18 protein-coding genes are annotated in these 18590 nt (G+C 70.1%); 12 read left to right on the top strand and 6 right to left on the bottom strand.

Features of this window, described 5'->3' with window-relative positions; translation table 11 throughout:
- The first annotated feature begins 23 nt into the window (after positions 1-23).
- Positions 24-296: an acyl carrier protein gene (locus BACI71_RS08905; RefSeq protein WP_159757761.1), complete on the top strand. Its 273-nt coding sequence runs from the start codon at positions 24-26 to the stop codon at positions 294-296.
- A gap of 192 nt (positions 297-488) precedes the next feature.
- Here the strand turns inward: BACI71_RS08905 and trxB are convergent, their stop codons facing one another.
- Positions 489-1436 carry an NAD(P)/FAD-dependent oxidoreductase gene (gene trxB, locus BACI71_RS08900; protein WP_443018460.1) on the bottom strand — a complete coding sequence of 316 codons (948 nt, stop codon included), beginning with the start codon at positions 1434-1436 and terminating at the stop codon, positions 489-491.
- Between the two features lie 98 nt (positions 1437-1534).
- On the opposite strand from trxB, the gene BACI71_RS08895 reads away from it, so the two are divergent.
- Entirely contained in the window at positions 1535-2920 is a 1386-nt protein-coding gene (locus tag BACI71_RS08895) for a leucyl aminopeptidase family protein (protein WP_159757755.1), read from the top strand.
- A 284-nt stretch (positions 2921-3204) separates the two neighbouring features.
- Here the strand turns inward: BACI71_RS08895 and tpiA are convergent, their stop codons facing one another.
- The gene (gene tpiA, locus BACI71_RS08890) at positions 3205-3945 is read right to left on the bottom strand and encodes a triose-phosphate isomerase (protein ID WP_159757752.1); all 741 of its coding nucleotides are present in this window, start codon (positions 3943-3945) and stop codon (positions 3205-3207) included.
- Positions 3946-4054: 109 nt separating this feature from the next.
- On the opposite strand from tpiA, the gene BACI71_RS08885 reads away from it, so the two are divergent.
- From BACI71_RS08885 to BACI71_RS08875, 3 genes are all read left to right on the top strand, one after another.
- A complete protein-coding gene (locus tag BACI71_RS08885; RefSeq protein ID WP_159757749.1) occupies positions 4055-5989 on the top strand; it encodes a peptidylprolyl isomerase in 1935 nt (644 codons plus the stop codon).
- The gene (locus tag BACI71_RS08880; RefSeq protein ID WP_159757746.1) at positions 5970-7487 is read left to right on the top strand and encodes an anthranilate synthase component I family protein; all 1518 of its coding nucleotides are present in this window, start codon (positions 5970-5972) and stop codon (positions 7485-7487) included. The genes BACI71_RS08885 and BACI71_RS08880 overlap by 20 nt, the downstream gene beginning before the upstream one ends.
- An 86-nt stretch (positions 7488-7573) precedes the next feature.
- The gene (locus BACI71_RS08875; protein ID WP_159757743.1) at positions 7574-7993 is read left to right on the top strand and encodes a lysozyme inhibitor LprI family protein; all 420 of its coding nucleotides are present in this window, start codon (positions 7574-7576) and stop codon (positions 7991-7993) included.
- Between the two features lie 18 nt (positions 7994-8011).
- On the opposite strand, the gene BACI71_RS08870 is transcribed toward BACI71_RS08875, so the two are convergent.
- Entirely contained in the window at positions 8012-9070 is a 1059-nt protein-coding gene (locus BACI71_RS08870) for an NAD(P)H-dependent flavin oxidoreductase (protein ID WP_159757740.1), read from the bottom strand.
- A gap of 140 nt (positions 9071-9210) precedes the next feature.
- A complete protein-coding gene (locus BACI71_RS08865) occupies positions 9211-9648 on the bottom strand; it encodes a hypothetical protein (RefSeq protein WP_159757737.1) in 438 nt (145 codons plus the stop codon).
- 157 nt (positions 9649-9805) lie between these two features.
- Between BACI71_RS08865 and BACI71_RS08860 the strand changes: the two genes are divergently transcribed.
- The 6 genes from BACI71_RS08860 to lexA all read left to right on the top strand — a co-directional run bounded on the left by BACI71_RS08860 (position 9806) and on the right by lexA (position 14617).
- Complete coding sequence (locus tag BACI71_RS08860) at positions 9806-10396, top strand: anthranilate synthase component II (RefSeq protein WP_159757734.1); 591 nt, start codon at positions 9806-9808, stop codon at positions 10394-10396.
- Positions 10393-11388: an anthranilate phosphoribosyltransferase gene (trpD, locus tag BACI71_RS08855; RefSeq protein ID WP_159757731.1), complete on the top strand. Its 996-nt coding sequence runs from the start codon at positions 10393-10395 to the stop codon at positions 11386-11388. Before BACI71_RS08860 ends, trpD begins: the two co-directional genes overlap by 4 nt.
- Positions 11385-12170 carry an indole-3-glycerol phosphate synthase TrpC gene (trpC, locus tag BACI71_RS08850; protein ID WP_159757728.1) on the top strand — a complete coding sequence of 262 codons (786 nt, stop codon included), beginning with the start codon at positions 11385-11387 and terminating at the stop codon, positions 12168-12170. Before trpD ends, trpC begins: the two co-directional genes overlap by 4 nt.
- An 83-nt stretch (positions 12171-12253) precedes the next feature.
- Entirely contained in the window at positions 12254-12724 is a 471-nt protein-coding gene (moaC, locus tag BACI71_RS08845) for a cyclic pyranopterin monophosphate synthase MoaC (protein WP_159757725.1), read from the top strand.
- A complete protein-coding gene (locus BACI71_RS08840) occupies positions 12721-13896 on the top strand; it encodes a molybdopterin molybdotransferase MoeA (RefSeq protein ID WP_159757722.1) in 1176 nt (391 codons plus the stop codon). The genes moaC and BACI71_RS08840 overlap by 4 nt, the downstream gene beginning before the upstream one ends.
- A 58-nt stretch (positions 13897-13954) precedes the next feature.
- Positions 13955-14617, top strand: coding sequence for a transcriptional repressor LexA (lexA, locus tag BACI71_RS08835; protein ID WP_159757719.1), 663 nt, complete (start codon positions 13955-13957; stop codon positions 14615-14617).
- Between the two features lie 263 nt (positions 14618-14880).
- Here the strand turns inward: lexA and BACI71_RS18140 are convergent, their stop codons facing one another.
- Entirely contained in the window at positions 14881-15600 is a 720-nt protein-coding gene (locus BACI71_RS18140; protein WP_328804023.1) for a hypothetical protein, read from the bottom strand.
- Between the two features lie 48 nt (positions 15601-15648).
- A complete protein-coding gene (locus BACI71_RS18135; protein ID WP_328804022.1) occupies positions 15649-17037 on the bottom strand; it encodes a ComEC/Rec2 family competence protein in 1389 nt (462 codons plus the stop codon).
- A gap of 104 nt (positions 17038-17141) precedes the next feature.
- Between BACI71_RS18135 and gltX the strand changes: the two genes are divergently transcribed.
- On the top strand, positions 17142-18590 hold the full coding sequence (gene gltX / locus BACI71_RS08825) for a glutamate--tRNA ligase (RefSeq protein ID WP_159757716.1): 1449 nt from the start codon (positions 17142-17144) through the stop codon (positions 18588-18590).

Genomic DNA, 18590 nt, shown 5'->3' with positions numbered 1-18590 from the left:
GATGCGGCGAAGGTGGAGGTTGCGTGATCCCCGAAGGAACGAGCGAAATCGAGACGACCGTGCGCGCAGTGCTGGTCGACGTGCTGGCGCTCGACTCCGAGCGCGTCGCCGTCTTCCACGCCGACACCCCGCTGTTTGGCGCACTGCCCGAGCTCGATTCGATGGCGGTAGCCGGCGTGCTGACCGAACTGGAAGACCGGCTCGGCATCGTCATCGAGGACGACGAAGTCGACGGCGAGATGCTTGAGACGTTTGGCGCACTGGTGACCTTCGTGGCGGGCAAGGCGCTGTTTTGATCTTCCGTCATCCCCGCGACCGCGGGGATCCAGAACCACTGACAGCTACGACTTTCACGAAGACCTGCGCGTCTGGATTTCCACCTGCGCGGGAATGACGAAGTTGAAAGCGTTAGCCTTCCGCTTCCGCTTCCTCTTCTCGCCCGCAGCCAGAAAGCGGGCCCCGGATCAAGTCCGGGGCGACGACACGACTTACTCCGCCGCTTCCTTGATCGCCTCGAACTCCGCCTCTGCCAGGAACCGCTCGGCATCCAGCGCCGCCATGCACCCGGTCCCCGCCGCAGTCACCGCCTGCCGATAGACCTTGTCCATCACGTCGCCGCACGCGAACACGCCGGGGACGCTGGTGCGCGTCGAGCCCGTCTCGACTGCGATATAGCCGTCCTCGTCGAGCGCGAGATGCCCGCGGAACAGCTCGGTCGCCGGATGGTGCCCGATCGCCACGAACCCGCCATCGACATCGATCCGCGAATGTTCACCGCTGACGGTGTCCTCCAGCGTCAGCGCGACCAGCCCGGCAGTGCCGCCGCCGTCGACGAACTCGCGAACCTCCTTGTTCCACAGCACCTTGATGCCGGGATGCGCGAACAGCCGCTCCTGCAGGATCCGCTCGGCCCGCAACGTGTCGCGACGGTGGATCAGCGTCACATCGTCGCTGTGATTGGTCAGGTACAGTGCTTCCTCGACCGCGGTATTGCCGCCGCCGATCACCGCCACCTTCTTGCCGCGATAGAAGAAGCCGTCGCACGTCGCGCACGCGCTGACGCCCTTGCCCTTCATCGCATCCTCGCTGTCGAGCCCCAGCCACTTGGCCTGCGCGCCGGTCGCGATCACCAGCACCTCGCCCTCATACACGTCGCCGCCGTCACCGATCAGCCGGAACGGACGCGCGGTCAGGTCGACCTCGACGATCGTGTCCCACATCAGCCGCGTACCGACATGCTCGGCCTGCGCCTGCATCTGCTCCATCAGCCACGGCCCCTGGATCACCTCCTTGAAGCCGGGATAATTCTCTACGTCGGTGGTGGTGGTCAGCTGGCCACCGGGCTGGATGCCCTGCACCACGATCGGCGCCATCCCGGCGCGCGCGCCGTAAATCGCGGCAGTCAGCCCGGCCGGGCCCGAGCCCAGGATCAACATGCGAGTCGAATGTGTCGTCATGCGCGCGATGTAGGATGGCGCGTGGCGCAAGGGAACCGCGCGTTGCGCCCCGCCCCAAGTCCTGCTTTGGTCCCGCGATGACCGACTTTACCGCTTTGCTCCAACCCGATCGCGGCCAGCCCGCCCGCGACATCCACGTCGTCCACCCCGACCGCTTCGCCGACTGGCTCGCGACGCAGCCGGTCCGCATCCGCACCGCCATCGCCGCCAACAAGGTGACCGGGCGCGCCGGCAATCGCGCGATCCTGCCCGGCGACGCGGCGGACGAGTGGGCGATGCTGCTGGTCTGCGACGAGCCGCTCGACTCGCCGTGGCGGATCGCCTCGCTCGCCGACACGCTCCCCGAGGGCACATACCGGCTCGCCGACGGCGGCGCGACCGGCGCGGCCGGGCTCGGCTGGCTGCTCGCGCAGCATCGCTTCACCCGTTACCGCAAGGTCGAGCCCGCCGCCTTGCGCGTGCTGCTCACCACCGACGTCGCGACAATCGACGAAACCGTCCGCCTCGCCGCCGCCACCGCGCGCGTCCGCGATCTGGTCGACACCGGCGCGAGCGACCTCGGCCCCGCCGAGCTGGAGGCGGAGGCCGACACGCTCGCCGCGCAACATGGCGCGACCGTTACCGTCACGCGCGGCGACGCGCTCGCCACCGGTTACCCGATGATCCATGCGGTCGGTCAGGCGGCGAGCAAGGACCGCGCGCCGCGGCTGATCGAACTAGAATGGGGCGACCCGTCTGCGCCACGCGTCGCGCTGGTCGGCAAGGGCGTGTGCTTCGATTCGGGCGGGCTCGACATCAAGCCGTCGTCGGGCATGCGGCTGATGAAGAAGGACATGGGGGGCGCGGCGCACGCGCTGGCGCTCGCCGCGCTGGTCATGCAGGCGCGGCTCAAGGTGCGGCTGCACCTGCTGATCCCGGCGGTCGAGAACGCCATCGCCGGCAACGCCTTCCGTCCCGGCGACGTGCTCACGACGCGCAAGGGGCTGACCGTCGAGAACACCAACACCGACGCCGAAGGGCGGCTGATCCTCGGCGATGCGCTGACCAGGGCGGTCGAGGGCGCCCCCGACCTGCTGATCGACTTCGCGACGCTGACCGGCGCGGCCCGCGTCGCGCTCGGCCCCGATCTGCCTGCGACGTTCGTGCAGGACGAGACGCTCGCGAGCGAGCTGCTCGCGGCGGGGACGACGGTCTACGATCCGCTGTGGCGGCTGCCGTTGTGGGACGGCTACGACGACATGCTCAAGTCGGACGTCGCCGACATGGTCAACGCCCCCGACGGCGGCTTCGCCGGCTCGATCACCGCTGCGCTGTTCCTGCGCCGCTTCGTGCCGGCGAGCGTGCCATGGGCGCATCTCGACACCTTCGCATGGCGTCCGGCGGCGCGCCCGGGTCGCCCGAAAGGCGGCGAGGCTTACGGCCTTCGCGCGACATGGGCGCTGCTAAAGAAAAAGTTCGGCTAATCGACTCTCTACGTCATCCCGGACTTGATCCGGGATCCCGCTTCTTGCTGCCCGGCTGCCAAGAAGAAGCGGGGCCCCGGATCAAGTCCGGGGCGACGGTAGAGAAGCGCACTCCAGTCTCGAAACCGTCGCCCCTGCGAAGGCAGGGGCCCATGTCTGCGTCGTGCCGCGCAAGGCCTGACACACGATCCCCCATCGGTGAGTCAAATCGCCCAAAAAAACTAGACAGCCACAGGCCCCTGCCTCCGCAGGGGCGACGCCACCTTACCCGACCGCCGGCACCCTCACCCAGCCGCCTCGATAATCGGCACGAACTTCGCCGCGGTCAGGCTCGCGCCCCCGACCAGCGCGCCATCGACATCCGGCACCGCCATGATCGCGCGCGCATTGTCGCCGGTCACCGACCCGCCGTACAAAATCCGCACCCCATCCGCCGCTTCGCCGATCAGCTGCCGCATCTTCGCGCGCGCGATCGCATGAATCGCGGCGATCTCCTCCAGCGTCGGGGTCCGCCCGCTGCCGATCGCCCAACGCGGCTCATAGGCCAGCGTCAGCCAGTCGCCGTTCGCCATCTCGGGCAGCGATTTCTCAATCTGCGCCTGCACCACGCGCTCGGCGCGTCCGGCGTCGCGCTCCGCCCCCGTCTCGCCGCAACACAGAATCACCGACAGGCCATGACGATGCGCCGTCGCCGCCTTCGCCCACGCGTCCTGGCTCGTCTCGTTCTGATATTCTCGCCGCTCCGAATGCCCGACGATCGTGAACCGCGCGCCCGCCTCGCGCACCATCGCCGCCGAGACGCAGCCGGTAAAGGCGCCGTTGTCCGCCTCGTGGACGTCCTCCGCACCGATCGCCAGCCCCGGCGCCCGCTGGGCGGCCGGCGCGATCAGCGTCGCCGGCACCGCAACCGCCACGTCGACCTCGGGCAACCGCGCCGCTGCCACCGCCACCGCGTCCAGCTCCGCCAGCAACGCCAGATCGCCGTTCATCTTCCAGTTGCCCGCCACCAGCTTGCGCCGCACCATGCTTCTCCCCATTCAGTTGTTAAACCTGTTAGACGCGTGCGCGGCTTGATGCCAGCCGGACGTGTGCCTAAAGCGGCGAGCTTCACTCCTGTCCCGGTCTGCCTCTTCCATGCTCAGCTTCCTCCGCGGCATCATCCATTCGAAGGTCGGCATGATCGTCACCTTCGGCATCCTGATCGTGATCGCGCTGGCGTTCGCGGCCGGCGACGTCACTGGTCTGGCGAGCGGCGGCGGGCTGCTCGGCCACCCGCTGGCCGCGGTCGACGGCGATAAGGTCACCGCGGACGACATCCGCCGCCGCGCGCAGGACGAGATCCGCACCGCGCGCCAGCAGCAGCCCGATCTCGACATGGCGACTTTCGTGCGCGCCGGTGGCGTGGAGAGCCTCATCACCCGCTCGCTGACCGGGCTGGCGCTGGAGACGTTCGGCGAGGAACAGGGCATGCGCGTCAGCCGCGCGCTGGTCGGCAGCGAGCTGAAGGCGATCCCGGCCTTCGCGGGTGCGACCGGCCAGTTCGACCAGCAGGCGTATCTACGCCTGATCGCGCAGCGCGGCATGACCGACGCGCAGGTCCAGCGTGAGATCGCCCGCGAGACGATGGCGCAATTCCTGATCGTCCCCACGGTCGGCGCCACGCAGGTCCCGCAGCAGCTCGCGCTCCGCTACGCCTCGCTGTTGCTCGAGCGTCGCGCGGGTCAGGCGGCGCTGATCCCCGCCGCGGTATCCGGCCCCGCGCCGACCGAGGCCGAGGTGCAGGATTGGTACAAGCGCAACGTCGCGCGCTACACCACGCCCGAACGCCGCGTGATCCGCTATGCGCTCGTCACGCCGCAGCAGGTCGCGGCGCAGGCGGTGCCGAGCGATGCCGAAATCCAGAAAGCCTATGACGCCGACAAGGCGAAATATGCGCCCAAGCCGCTCCGCGACGTGACGCTGGCGACCGTGCTCGATCAAAAGGCGGCACAGGCGCTCGCCGACAAGGTCAAGTCCGGCACCCCGCTTGCCACCGCCGCGCGCGCCGCCGGGCTCGAAGCACGCACGATCACCGCCGTCGAGCAATCCGCGCTCGCCACCCAGACCTCGCCTGCGGTCGCCGCCGCGCTGTTCGCGGCGTCGCAGGGCAATGTCGTCGGTCCGCTGCGCGGTTCGATCGGCTTCGTCGTCGCGCGCGTCGAGAAGGCGACGCAGGACCCCGGCAAGACGCTGGCGCAGGCCCGCCCGGAGATCGTCGCCGCGCTGACCAAGCAGAAAGCGAACGAGGCGATCGGCAAGATCCGCGACGCGGTCGAGGATTCGCTGGCCGACAACGCCAACATCGCCGAGGTCGCGCGCGACCAGAAGCTCAACGTGCAGGCCACGCCGGCGGTGTTGTCGAGCGGCATCAACCCCGATCAGCCGCAGGCACAGCCCGATGCGACGCTCGCGCCGGTGATCGCCGCCGGCTTCGCGGCCGAGGACGGCGACACGCCGACGACGGTCGGCATCGGGCAGGACGGCGGATTCGCGATCGCCGCGCTCGACCGCATCGTCCCCGCCACGCCGATCCCGCTCGCACAGGCCCGCGCCAAGGTAGTCGCCGATCTCACCGCCGACCGCGCCCGCCGCGCCGCACAGGCCGCCGCGAACGCGATCGTCGCCAGGGTCAACGCCGGTACCCCGCTCGCCGCCGCGGTCGCACAGGCCGGGGTCAAGGCACCGGTCGAGCGCGTCGAGGCGACCCGCGCCCAGATCACCGCCAATCAGGGGCAGGTGAATCCGGTGCTCGCGATGATGTTCGGGCTGAAGCAGGGCAGCGCGCGCGCGATCCAGGCCCCCGACGGTCGCGGCTGGCTGGTGCTGCGCGTCGAGCAGATCGTGCCCGGCGACGCCAGCAAGCAGCCGGCGGCGATCCAGGCGACCCGCGCCGATCTCGGCCGCGCGATCGGCGGCGAATATGCGCAGCAGTTCGCCAACGCTGTCGCCGCCGCACAGGGCGCCAAGCGCTATCCCGACGCCATCGCCACGCTGAAGAAGGACCTGCTCGGTGGCGACGCCAGCCAGTGACGCCCCCGATGCGGCGGCTGCGGCGCTCGCCGCCGGCCGCCCCGCGCTCGTCTGGCGGCGGCGGATCGCCGATACCGAGACGCCGGTCGCCGCCGCGCTCAAGCTGATCGAGCCCGGGCGCGGCGACTTCCTGCTCGAGTCGGTCGAGGGCGGCGCGGTGCGCGGCCGCCACTCGATGATCGGCCTCGCTCCCGACCTCGTGCTCCGCGCGCAAGGCGACCGCGCCGAGATCAACCCGCGCTGGCTGGAGGACCGCAACGCCTTCGCGCCCTGCGCCGCCCCCACGCTGACGGCGCTGCGCGACCTCGTCGCCTCGATCCGTATGGATTTGCCGCCCGAGCTACCGCGCGCGCTCGCGTGCCTCGTCGGCTATTTCGGCTATGAGACGATCGGGCTGGTCGAGAAACTGCCGCAGCCCGAACAGGACGCGCTCGGCCTGCCCGATCTGATGTTCGTGCGCCCGACCGTGATCCTGATGTTCGATCGCCTCGCCGACGAGCTGTTCCTCGTCGCGCCGGTCTGGCCCGATGCCGCGCAGGCGCCCGACACGCAGATCGCGGAGGCCGAGGAACGCCTCGATGCGGTCGAGGCGCGCCTCGCTGCCGCCGCGCTCCCGCCCCGCGCCCGCGCCGATCTCACCGACATCGCGCTCGCCCCCGTGCTCGCCCCCGGCCGCTATGGCGAGATGGTGGCGCGTGCACAGGATTATATCGCGGCCGGCGACATCTTTCAGGTGGTGCTCGCGCAGCGCTTCACCGCACCCTTCCCGCTCCCCGCGTTCGAGCTGTACCGCGCGCTGCGCCGCATCAACCCCTCGCCGTTCCTCTATCACCTCGACCTGCCCGGCTTCGCGCTGACCGGATCGAGCCCCGAGATCCTCGTCCGCGCCCGCGATGGCGAAGTCACGATCCGCCCGATCGCCGGCACCCGCCCCCGCGGCAAGACCGCGCTGGAGGACGCCGCCAACCGCGACAGCCTGCTCGCCGATCCCAAGGAACGCGCCGAGCATCTGATGCTGCTCGACCTCGGCCGCAACGATGTCGGGCGGGTCGCTTCCCCGGGCACGGTGCAAGTGACCGACAGCTACGGCATCGAATTCTACAGCCACGTCATGCACATCGTCTCGAACGTCGTCGGCCGGCTCGCACCCGAGCATGACGCGATCGACGCGCTGTTCGCGGGCTTCCCGGCCGGCACGGTCAGCGGCGCGCCCAAGGTCCGCGCCTGTCAGATCATCGCCGAACTGGAGCCCGAAAAACGCGGCGCCTACGCCGGCGGCGTCGGCTATTTCTCGCCGGACGGGTCGATGGATTCGTGCATCGTGCTGCGCACCGCGGTGGTCAAGGACGGCACGATCCATGTCCAGTCGGGCGCGGGCATCGTCGCCGACAGCGATCCGGCCTATGAACAGCGCGAATGCGAGGCCAAGGCCAGCGCGATCCTCGCCGCCGCGCGCGAGGCGGTCCGGCAGGCATCGACGCCGGACTTCGGGCAATGACGGTGCGCTGCGCGTCGACCCCGTTCGGCCTTCGAGTCGTAATGATCGACGATTAGCATCGCGCTGTCGCCTAGCGGGAACTCGCCATGCTGTTGCTCGCCGCCCTGACCCTGTTCGCTGATCAGGACCGGTCAATCGACTGTCGCGGCGAGACCACGCCGGCGGTTGAAGCCTGTCTCCGGCAGAACCTGACGAAGCAGGAGGCCGAACTCGCCCGCTACCACGACGCCGCGCTGGCTCGTCTCCGGCGCAACAGCGCCAAGGATGTCGCGATCAAATTCGTCGATTCACAGCGGCGATGGCTGTCGTATCGCGAGGCAGAATGCGGCGCCGTGTTCGCCGACTGGTCCGGCGGAACGATCCGCGGCACGATGGAACTGGACTGCGAGATCCGTCTGACGCGCTTGCGGACGTTCGCGATCTGGGCACAATGGCTCACCTACGCCGACAACACGCCACCGGTCTTGCCCCGCTCGCCAATCGGGTCGCTGCTGGGCGAGCGATAGGTCTAAACGGTGAGCCGCTCACTGCCGGGATGCCGCTAGTTCCTCCCCCAGCAGCCGAACAAGCGCGGCGGCCGGAAACGCCCGCGCCAGCGGCGCGCCCTGCCCCGCCCAATGCGCCCCGAACCCATGTTCGCCCTTCGCCGCCGCCGCGGCGTGCAGCGCTTTCCCCGCATCGTAAGCGATCGGGTAGGCGGGCGACCGCCGCCCGGCGAGATGCTCGCCAAGCGCGGTGAACCGAGTGGCGAGCGCCCGCGCCGGTCGCCCAGAAATCAGCGACGTGAGCACGGTATGATACCCGCCCTCTCCCGCCAACGCGGCACGATAGGCGTCACTCGCCGCCGATTCCGGGCAGGCGACGAACGCGGTCCCGAGCTGCGCCGCGACTGCGCCCAGATTGAGCGCGGCGGCGATCCCCGCGCCATCCATGATCCCGCCCGCCGCGACGACCGGAAGCGACGCTTCGCGCACCAGCAGCCGCGTCAGCGCGACTGTTCCCAACGCATCGTCGGGCGCGTCGGGATCGAAGACGCCGCGATGTCCACCCGCCTCGATCCCCTGCGCCACGACCGCGTCGACCCCCGCGGCCGCGATCGACCGCGCCTCGGCGAGGCTGGTGGCCGTCGCCATCGTGTAGATACCACGCGCCCGTAGCGCGCCGATCACGTCGGCGTCGGGCAGTCCGAAGTGGAAGCTGACCACCGGCGGCGCGACCTCCAGCAGCATCGCCAGCATCTCGGGATCGTCGGCGAAGCTCCGGTAGATTTCGCGCAGGGATGCCGGTGGTGCCGCGCCATATTCCGCGAAGACCGGCGCGAGAAACGCGAGCCACTTCGCCTCGCGCACCGGATCGGCCGATGCCGGCTGGTGGACGAACAGATTGACGTTGAACGCGCGCGCAGTGCGTTCCCGCACCTCCGCTATCATCGCCCGCGCCGCCACGGCATCCACCGCCCCGACACCGATCGAGCCAAGCCCGCCCGCCTCGGACACGCGCGCCGCCAGCAACGGGGTCGAAACCCCGGCCATGGGCGCCTGGATCAAGGGCAGATCGAGCGTCAGCCGATCGAGAAAGGACATGCCTGCCTGCTTAGCGGGCCCACAACCCAGCCGTCATCCCGGACTTGATGCGGGATCGTGCTTCTACCCTCGCTCGCCAGCATGAGGCGTGGCGACGAACGGCGCCGATGACGGGTAAGGCGATCATCTGCCCTGACCGCTCACCGCCCGCCGGGGATCATCGAATCGTTCTTTTCCGCCGCACGCCGCTCCGCCGCCCACGCGCGGTTCATCGAAAGCGCGCAACCGGTCTGCCCGCCCGAACCGACCGGCGAGCACGTATCGGGCAACCCGCCCGCAACGCGGCCCACCTGATCGGCGGTCGCGACGCGGTTCGCCCATGCCTGATTCTTCGCGGCCGGCTCGGCGCTGTCGCGCAGTGGCTTGGGAATGCGGAACTGCTCGTCGGGATTGAGACGGCTGCACACCACCACTTCGTCGCCCTGCGCGACCGGACATTTCTCGTCGCCCTCCAGCGTCACGCTGCGCACGCGCTGCGGCGCGCGTCCGGTCTCGCCGGCGGACTGGACCTGCGCCGCCACCCCGGTCGGCAACGCCAGCACTGCGGCACTCAGCAGGGCGATCATCGGACGGCGCATCGTCTTTCTCCTTGATCCCGCGAACGCGCAGGGGGGCGCTTTTCTCCGCGCCGCTGGTTGCCCCGCCATGACGAATCTTTGCGCCGACGCAACATTCCTTCGGTGCGCCGCATCGCTCGGCGGTTGCGGTCGGCGGCGCATCGGCTATGGCGGACGCATGATCCTGGTGGTCGACAATTACGACAGCTTTACGTGGAACCTTGTCCATTACGTCATGGAACTGGGCGCAGAGGTTCGCGTGGTCCGCAACGACGCGCTCACCGCCGCCGAGGCGCTGGCCAGCGGCGCGCAGGCGATCCTGATTTCACCCGGCCCGTGCACGCCCAATGAGGCAGGCGTCAGCCTCGATCTCGTCGCCGCCTGCGCGGAGGCGCGCCGGCCGCTGTTCGGGGTCTGCCTCGGCCATCAATCGATCGGCCAGCATTTCGGCGGCAAGGTCGTGCGTGGCGGGCTGATGCACGGCAAGACCTGCCCGGTCGAGCATGACGGTACCGGCGTCTTCGCGGGGCTTCCCTCGCCGTTCACTGCGACGCGCTACCATTCGCTGATCGTCACCGACGTGCCCGACAGTCTCATCGTCAACGCCACCGCCGGCGACGCGTCGGTGATGGGGCTGCGCCACCGCGAGCTGCCGATCCACGGCGTGCAATTCCACCCGGAGAGCATCGCGACCGAGCACGGCCACGAGCTGATCGCCAACTTCCTGCGACTCGCCGGCGTCAACCATGCGGGTCGGATCGCCGCGTGACGAGCGTGGCGTTGCTGCCCGATCCGTCGTCGCCGCTGGCGCGCGAGTCGGCGGCGCAGGCATTCGCCGACATCCTCGACGCCCGCACCAGTGAGGAAGCGGTCGCCGAATTCCTGATCCGCCTCGCCGAACGCGGCGAAACCAGCATCGAGATCGCCGAGGCCGCGCGCGCCCTCCGCCAGCGGCTGATCCCGATCGCCGCCCCGGCCGATGCAATCGACGTCTGCGGCACCGGCGGCGATGGCCAGCACACGCTCAACGTCTCGACCGCGGTCAGCCTCGTCGTCGCCGCGTGCGGCGTGCCGGTCGCCAAGCACGGCAACCGCGCCGCCTCCTCAAAGGCCGGGGCGGCCGACACGCTCGAGATGCTCGGGCTCGACATGGAGCGTGCCGGCGCACAGGCCGAGGCGACGCTGCGCGACCTCGGCATCTGCTTCCTGTTCGCCGCCAATCATCACCCCGCAATGCGCCGCATCACCCCGATCCGCCGCAAGATCGGTCGGCGGACGATCTTCAACCTGATGGGTCCGCTCGCGAACCCCGCGCATGTCACGCGCCAGCTGATCGGCATCGCGCGCCCCGATTACGCGCCGATCTATGCCGAGGCGCTCGCGCAGCTCGGCAGCGACGCCGCCGCCGTGGTCGCGGGCGAGGAAGGACTCGACGAAATCTCCGGCGCCGGCCCGACGCGCGTCGTGACGGTCGGCGCCGTGCCGCTACCCCCACGCATCGTCCCCGAGGATGCCGGGGTGGCGCGCCACCCGACGATCGCGATCCGCGGCGGCGACCCCGCCTATAACGCCGCCGCGCTGCGCCGCCTGCTCACGGGCGAACACGGCGCGTATCGCGACGCCGTGCTCCTCAACGCCGCTGCCGCGCTGGTGCTCGCCGGTCGCCAGACCGATCTGCGCGCCGCCGCGGCGCAGGCGGCCGAGGCGATCGACGCCGGCCACGCCAACACGCTCCTCGATCGCTGGATCGCCTGGTCATGACCATCCTCGCCGACATCTGCGCCACCAAGCGCACTGAGGTCGCCGCGCGCAAGGCCGCCACCTCGCTCGCCGACCTGACCGCCCGTGCCGCCGCCCAGAGCGCGCCGCGCGGCTTCCGCGCCGCGCTCGACGCGACCGTCGCCGCTGGCCGCCACGCGCTGATCGCCGAGATCAAGAAGGCCAGCCCGTCCAAGGGGCTGATCCGCGCCGATTTCGACCCGCCCGCGCACGCCCGCGCCTATGCCGAAGGCGGCGCGACCTGCCTGTCGGTGCTCACCGACGCCCGATATTTTCAGGGCCATGAGGATTATCTGATCGCCGCGCGCGCCGCCTGCGACCTCCCCGTGCTCCGCAAGGATTTCACCGTCGACCCGTGGCAGGTCGTCGAGGCACGCAGCATCGGCGCCGACGCGATCCTGCTGATCGCCGCCGCGATCGATGACGCCTGCATGGCCGAATGCGAGGCCGCCGCGATCGAACAGGGCCTCGACGTGCTGGTCGAGGTGCATGACGCCGCCGAGATGGAACGCGCCGCGCGCCTCAAGACGCGCCTGATCGGGGTCAACAACCGCGACCTGCGCACCTTCGCGGTCGATTTCCGCCTCACCTACGACCTGATCGCGCACGCCCCCGCCGGCTGCACGTTCGTCGCCGAAAGCGGGCTCACCAGCCGCGCCGACCTCGACGAACTGGCCGCGCATGACGTCCATTGCTTCCTGATCGGCGAAGCGCTGATGCGCCACGCCGACGTCGCCGCCGCGACGCGCGCGATGGTCGGCTAGACGTCACTCCACATGCCCTGCTTCCTTCCAACCGTTCGTGCTGAGCTTGTCGAAGCACGTACCCACGGCACGCCGACCGCCAAGTGACGAACCTTACCCATCTCGACGCCGACGGCGCCGCCCACATGGTTGATGTCGGCGACAAGGCTGTCACCCGCCGCGAGGCAGTCGCGACCGGCACGATTACGATGTCCGATACGGCGCTGACCGCGATCCGCGACGGCGCGGTCAAGAAGGGTGACGTCCTTGCGGTCGCCCGCGTCGCCGGCATCATGGCCGCAAAGCGCACCAGCGACCTGATCCCGCTCTGCCACCCGCTGCCGATCACGCGCGTATCGCTCGATCTTGAACCGGTCGCGGACGGCATCACCGCCACCGCGACCGTCGCGACCGACGGCAAGACCGGCGTCGAGATGGAAGCGCTGACCGCCGTCTCCACCGCCTTGCTGACCGTCTACGACATGGCCAAGGCGATCGACAAGGCGATGACGATCAAGGACATTCGCCTGCTCGAAAAGCGCGGCGGCCGCTCCGGCGACTGGCGCGCGCCGTGACCTTGCTCCCGGTCGCCGAGGCGCAGGCGCGCGTCCTCGCGCTTGGCCGTCCGGTCGACACGGTCGAAGTGCCGCTCGATCAAGCACTTGGCCGCTGGGCCACCGCCCCCGTCATCGCCCGCCGCACCCAGCCATCGGCCGATCTGTCGGCAATGGACGGCTACGCTCTCCGTTTCGCCGACCTGCCCGGCCCGCTTAACGTCATCGGCGAAAGTGCTGCGGGTGCCCCCTTTTCCGGCACGATCGGTGCAGGCGAGGCGGTCCGCATCTTCACCGGCGCGGCGATGCCCCGAGGCACGGACACCGTGCTCGTCCAGGAAGAAGCAGCGCGTGACGGCGATACGCTCACGCTCGACGGCGAAGGCCCCGCGCATCGCGGCCGCAACGTCCGCCGCCGTGGGCTCGACTTCGCCGAGGGCGATGTTCTCGTCGAGCAAGGCCAGCGGCTTACCCCCGCCCGGCTGGCGGTCGCCGCAACCGGCGGGGTGGCGCGGATCGCGGTCGCGCGGCCGGTACGCGTCGCGCTCGCTGCGACCGGCGACGAACTGGTCGAGCCGGGCACCCCCGGCGACGCGCTCCCCGAATCCAACCGCCTGCTGCTCCGCGCCTTGCTCGCGGGCACCGGGGTCGAGATCGTCGATCTCGGCATCCTCCCCGACCGGCTCGACCGGCTGACCGACGCCTTCGCGAGCGTCGACGCCGACGTCCTCGTCACCACCGGTGGCGCGTCGGTCGGTGACCATGATCTCGTCCGCCCGGCGCTGCTCGCGGCGGGCACGACGCTCGATTTCTGGCGGATCGCGCTGCGCCCCGGCAAGCCGATGCTCGCCGGGCGACGCGGCGACATGGCGGTGGTCGGGCTGCCCGGCAATCCGGTGTCGGCGTTCGTCACCGCGCTGCTCGTCGTGCGCCCGCTCGTCGCGCATCTCGCCGGCGCCACCGACCCCTTCCCGCCCGTTTCCCGCGCCTTGCTCGGCCAGGACCTGCCCGCCAACAACGAGCGCACCGACTATCTGCGCGCCGAATTGCGCGACGGTCGCGCCTTCGCCTCGACCATCCAGGACAGCTCGATGTTGCGCACGCTGGCGCGCTCGACCTGCCTCATCGTGCGCGATCCGTACGCCCCCGCGGCCCGCGCTGGCGACTCGGCGGAAATCCTGATGATCGCTTGACGGACAGCGCTATGTTCCATAAAGGTTCGCACTCCGTTCACTAGGAAGGCGCCCGGACATGCTGACGCGCAAGCAGCACGAGCTGATCTGCTTCATCGAGGACCGCCTCGCCGACACGGGCGTCTCGCCCTCGTTCGAGGAGATGAAGGACGCGCTGGAGCTGAAGAGCAAGTCGGGCGTCCACCGTCTTATCAGCGCGCTTGAGGAACGCGGCTATCTCCGCCGCCTCCCCAACCGCGCCCGCGCGCTCGAGGTCATCAAGGCGCCGGAGCGTGGTCCGGAGGCGAAGCGCCCTGCGCCGCCCTCGGTCAAGCGCACTATGCCCGAACCCGCCAACGACGTGGTCGAGATCCCGCTGCACGGCCGGATCGCCGCCGGTGTGCCGATCGAGGCGTTCGAGGGCTCGACGATGCTCCCGGTGCCCGCCGCACTGCTCGGCGCGGGCGAGCATTTCGCGCTGGAGGTGGCGGGCGACTCGATGGTCGAGGCCGGCATCTTCGACGGCGACTATGCGCTGATCCGCCGTCAGGAAGTGGCGCGCGACGGCGAGATCGTCGTCGCGTTGATCGAGGACAGCGAGGCGACGCTCAAATACTTCCGCCACGAAGGCGCGATGATCCGCCTCGACCCCGCCAACCGCGCCTACGACCCGCAACGCTACGCCCCCGCGCAGGTCCGCGTGCAGGGCAAGCTCGCGGGCCTGCTGCGGCGTTACTCATAGGAATACAGGCCGTCGCCCCGGACTTGATCCGGGGCCCCCTTCTTCCGATGTCGAGGCCAAATCGACCCGTTTCTGCACAACCTTCGCAAACATCGAAGCGTCTGCGCGCGCCTGCGCGCCGCCCTCACCCGCCACCCCGGCGAACGCCGGAGCCCAGTTTGGCGAACTTTTGCAATGACATACGACGGCCCGCCAACTGCACCCCGGCCCGCTCAACGAACACGCAGCCATCCGCCAGCGCTCGGTGCCGCAAGCGACGATCGTCACGGTTGGGCCTGATCCGACCGCGCAACCGGCAACATCGACAACCACCCTGCCAGCATCGGCGACCCTTTTGCCGCCTGCCGTGTTTCATGCTCACCACCGACGATCCACGGATGCGCATCCCCTGCCGCCCGCACGGCGGCGACCCGCCCGGTCGCAAACGTCACCCGCACCCCGCCGGTCCGTGCCAGCGTCGTCCTGTCGAGCGTCAGCCACCGTCCGCGACACTGACGCGGCAACCGCCGCTCGCTGACCACCACATCCGCCCGTCGACATAGCGGCACCAGATCGCCAGCCGGGACCAGATACAGGCTGCGGGTCGCCAGTACCCGCCAGACGCGCCCGTTGACATGCCGCTCCATCCAGCACAGATCGCGGTTGCAGCGCGCGCGCCGCGTTTCGCTCAGCAGCGCCGGCGCGCCGTCCAGCCCCCCCGCCTCTGCCAGCAGGTCGCGGACATAATCCCCGGTACGATCACGCAAAATTGCGACGCCACCCTCATCACCGCGCAGCGCCAGATGCCGCCCGTCGCCAGTCACGATCAGGTCCGGCCCCGGTGTCGCCATCGTCCACACCGCCCCGATCGCCACCGGCACCAGCCCGGCATAGCGCCACCGCGTCCGCCAGATCGCGAGCCACAACCCGCCCACGACGATCGCACCGAACGCCGCTGGCGGCATCACCGGCAGCGGCGTCACCGCGCCCGGGGCGGCTGCCACGGTCCGCGCGATCCACAACAACACTGCGAGGGCGCGATCGGCGATCCACTAAGCCGGTGCGCCCGCGCCGATCGCGTCCAGCAGCAGCGCCGTTGCCTCCGCCGGCATGACGACGAAGGTGGTCAGCGGGATCGCCACGATATTGGCGACCGCGCCATACAATCCCGCCTGATGAAAGTGATAGACCGCGATCGGCATCAGCGTCAGCTCGACCAGGAGCCCGGTCAGCAGCAGCGACGCCGCCTCGCGCACCAGCGCGCGCGACCGCGATTCCTCATGCGCGCCGAACCAGCCGCTGACGCGCGGATGTTCGTGGAAGGCGATGATCGCGGTCACCGCCGCGAACGACAGCTGGAAGCTCGGCCCCACCACCGACTCGGGCCAGCATAGCAGCACCACCAGCGCGCCCGCGCCGACCAGCCGCAGCGTCAGCGCCTCGCGCCCCAGCACCAGCGCCACCAGTACCATCAATGCCGCGACGCAGCTGCGGATCGTCGGCACCTGCGCCCCGGTCAGCCAGGTATAGCCGATCGCCGCGACCGCCCCCGCTGTCGCGGCGACCAGCGGCAGGCGCCCGGTCAGCGCCAGCCGCGGCGACAATGCGAGCAGCCGCAGCGTCAGCCACATGACCAGTGCGACCGCCGCCGTGATGTGCAACCCGCTGACCGACAACAGGTGCGCCAGCCCGGCGCGCCGCATCGCCTCGGCATCGGGCTCATCGATCGCCCCGGTATCGCCGGTTGCAAGCGCCGCCGCGATCCCGCCTGCGCTGCCCGCCAGCCGCGCCTCGATGTGCCGCGTGAGCGCCGCCCGGATATCGGTCGCTCCGGCTGCCGCGGGGGTCACGACGTGCACCGGGGCGAAGCCGCGCCCGGTCGCGCCCAGCCCCGCGAACCACGCCACACGTGCGAAATCATAGGCGCCGGGCACGGCGGGCGGCGCCGGTGGCATCAGGCGTGCGCGGAGCCGAATCGTCGCTCCCCGTGCCAGTCCGACCGGCGTGGCGGGGGCATCCAGGTTGATCCGCACCCGCGTCGGCGCGCTTCCTTCACCGTCCCACGCCAGCACCGTCAGCGTAACGCGCGTCAGCCGGCGGGCAGGAACCGGCTCGGCCTGCTCGACCCGCCCGGTCACCCACGTGATCGTCGGCCGCGCCAGCACCGGCGCTGCGACGCGCTCGGCGCGCGCCCAGGTCAGCGTCAGCCCGGTCGCCACCGCCAGCGATAGCACCGCTACCAGCACCGGTGTGCGCCCGCCCCGCGCCACCGCCAGCGACGCCGAGGCGGTCGCGAGCGCGAGCAGCAGCACCGCCGCCCAGCTCCGCGGATCGGGCAACACGAACCACGCCGCCGCTCCTGCCCCCACCGCCACCGGCACCCACAGGACGAGTTGATCGCGCTCGGCCTCCAGTCGCTGCTCCAGCGCCTGCTGTATCAAAGCGATGCCATACGCGGCGCGTATTTGAAGCGCCGACGATGCTTTGCTAGAGGCGGGCGCGGCTGAACTGGCCATCCGATTATCCAGCCTGGGAGCAAGCGCGCTTGAGCGCAACCGACAAAACCGCCAGCGCGGACGGCCGCGCCGTCGTCACCCGCTTCGCCCCGTCGCCGACGGGGTTCCTTCACATCGGCGGCGCGCGCACCGCGCTGTTCAACCTGCTGTATGCCCGCCATCACGGTGGCACCTTCCGCCTGCGGATCGAGGATACCGACCGCGCGCGCTCGACGCAGCCCGCGATTGACGCGATCCTGTCGGGGATGCGCTGGCTCGGACTCGATTGGGACGGCGAGGAGGTCTACCAGTTCGAACGCGCCGATCGCCACGCCGCGGTCGCGCAGACGATGGTCGAGCACGGCCACGCCTACCGCTGCTATCTGACGCAGGAGGAGCTGGACGCGATGCGCGCCGCGGCACAGGCCGCCAAGCAGCCGCTGCGCATCCGCTCGCCATGGCGTGACCGCACCGACTATCCCGCCGACAAGCCCTATGTCGTCCGCCTGCGCGCGCCGGCCGAGGGCGCGGTGACGATTGAGGACCGCGTCCAGGGCAGCGTCACCGTCCAGAATGCCGAACTCGACGATCTCGTCCTGCTCCGTTCCGACGGCACGCCGACCTATATGCTAGCGGTGGTGGTCGACGATCACGACATGGGCGTGACTCACGTCATTCGCGGTGACGATCACCTCAACAACGCCTTCCGGCAATTGCCGATCTATCGCGCGATGAATGCTATAGAAGGCGGCTGGTCCGATCCGGTCTACGCGCATATCCCGCTGATCCACGGCAGCGACGGCGCGAAACTGTCGAAGCGCCATGGCGCGGTCGGGATCGAGGCATATCGGGACGAGCTCGGCATCCTGCCCGAAGCGCTCGACAATTACCTGCTCCGGCTCGGCTGGGGGCATGGCGATGCCGAGATCATCTCGCGCGCGGAGGCGATCGAATGGTTCGACCTCGCCGGGGTTGGCAAGTCGCCGAGCCGCTTCGATCTCAAGAGGCTCGAGAACCTCAACGGCCATTATATCCGCGCCGCCGACGATGCACGGCTCGCCGATCTGGTCGCGGAGAAACTGGATTTCGATCACGACGATACCCGTCGTTCGATCCTCTGCGCAGCAATGCCGTCGCTCAAGCCGCGCGCCGCGAACCTCAACGAGCTGACTGACGCGACCGCCTTCCTGTTCGCAACGCGTCCGCTCCCGATCGAGGAAGCGGCGCAGCCGCTGCTCGGCGGCGAGGCACCCGCCTTGCTCTCGCGCCTGCACGCGAAGCTTGACGCGGTGCACAACTGGGATACGGAGACGACCGAAGCGGTGGTGCGTTCGGTGGCCGAAGACGCGGGCGTCAAGCTTGGTCAGGTCGCCCAGCCCCTCCGCGTCGCGCTGACCGGCCGCAAGACCTCGCCGGGCATCTTCGACGTACTCGTCCTTCTAGGACGCGCGGAAAGCCTGGCCCGCATCGCGGACCACATGACCCCGACCGGGGCCTGA

It is taken from the genome of Sphingomonas sp. 8AM (assembly GCF_902506455.1).
Lineage (GTDB): Bacteria > Pseudomonadota > Alphaproteobacteria > Sphingomonadales > Sphingomonadaceae > Sphingomonas.
The sequence above is the reverse complement of the archived record's forward strand: the minus strand, read 5'-3'. Positions and strand labels throughout refer to the sequence as shown.

Coding starts and splice junctions, on each gene's coding strand:
- trxB (WP_443018460.1), bottom strand. CDS start 1,436: ATGTTGATCCTGGGCTCGGGCCCGGCCGGGCTGACTGCCGCGATTTAC.
- BACI71_RS08895 (WP_159757755.1), top strand. CDS start 1,535: ATGACCGACTTTACCGCTTTGCTCCAACCCGATCGCGGCCAGCCCGCC.
- tpiA (WP_159757752.1), bottom strand. CDS start 3,945: ATGGTGCGGCGCAAGCTGGTGGCGGGCAACTGGAAGATGAACGGCGAT.
- BACI71_RS08885 (WP_159757749.1), top strand. CDS start 4,055: ATGCTCAGCTTCCTCCGCGGCATCATCCATTCGAAGGTCGGCATGATC.
- BACI71_RS08875 (WP_159757743.1), top strand. CDS start 7,574: ATGCTGTTGCTCGCCGCCCTGACCCTGTTCGCTGATCAGGACCGGTCA.
- BACI71_RS08870 (WP_159757740.1), bottom strand. CDS start 9,070: ATGTCCTTTCTCGATCGGCTGACGCTCGATCTGCCCTTGATCCAGGCG.
- BACI71_RS08865 (WP_159757737.1), bottom strand. CDS start 9,648: ATGCGCCGTCCGATGATCGCCCTGCTGAGTGCCGCAGTGCTGGCGTTG.
- BACI71_RS08860 (WP_159757734.1), top strand. CDS start 9,806: ATGATCCTGGTGGTCGACAATTACGACAGCTTTACGTGGAACCTTGTC.
- trpC (WP_159757728.1), top strand. CDS start 11,385: ATGACCATCCTCGCCGACATCTGCGCCACCAAGCGCACTGAGGTCGCC.
- lexA (WP_159757719.1), top strand. CDS start 13,955: ATGCTGACGCGCAAGCAGCACGAGCTGATCTGCTTCATCGAGGACCGC.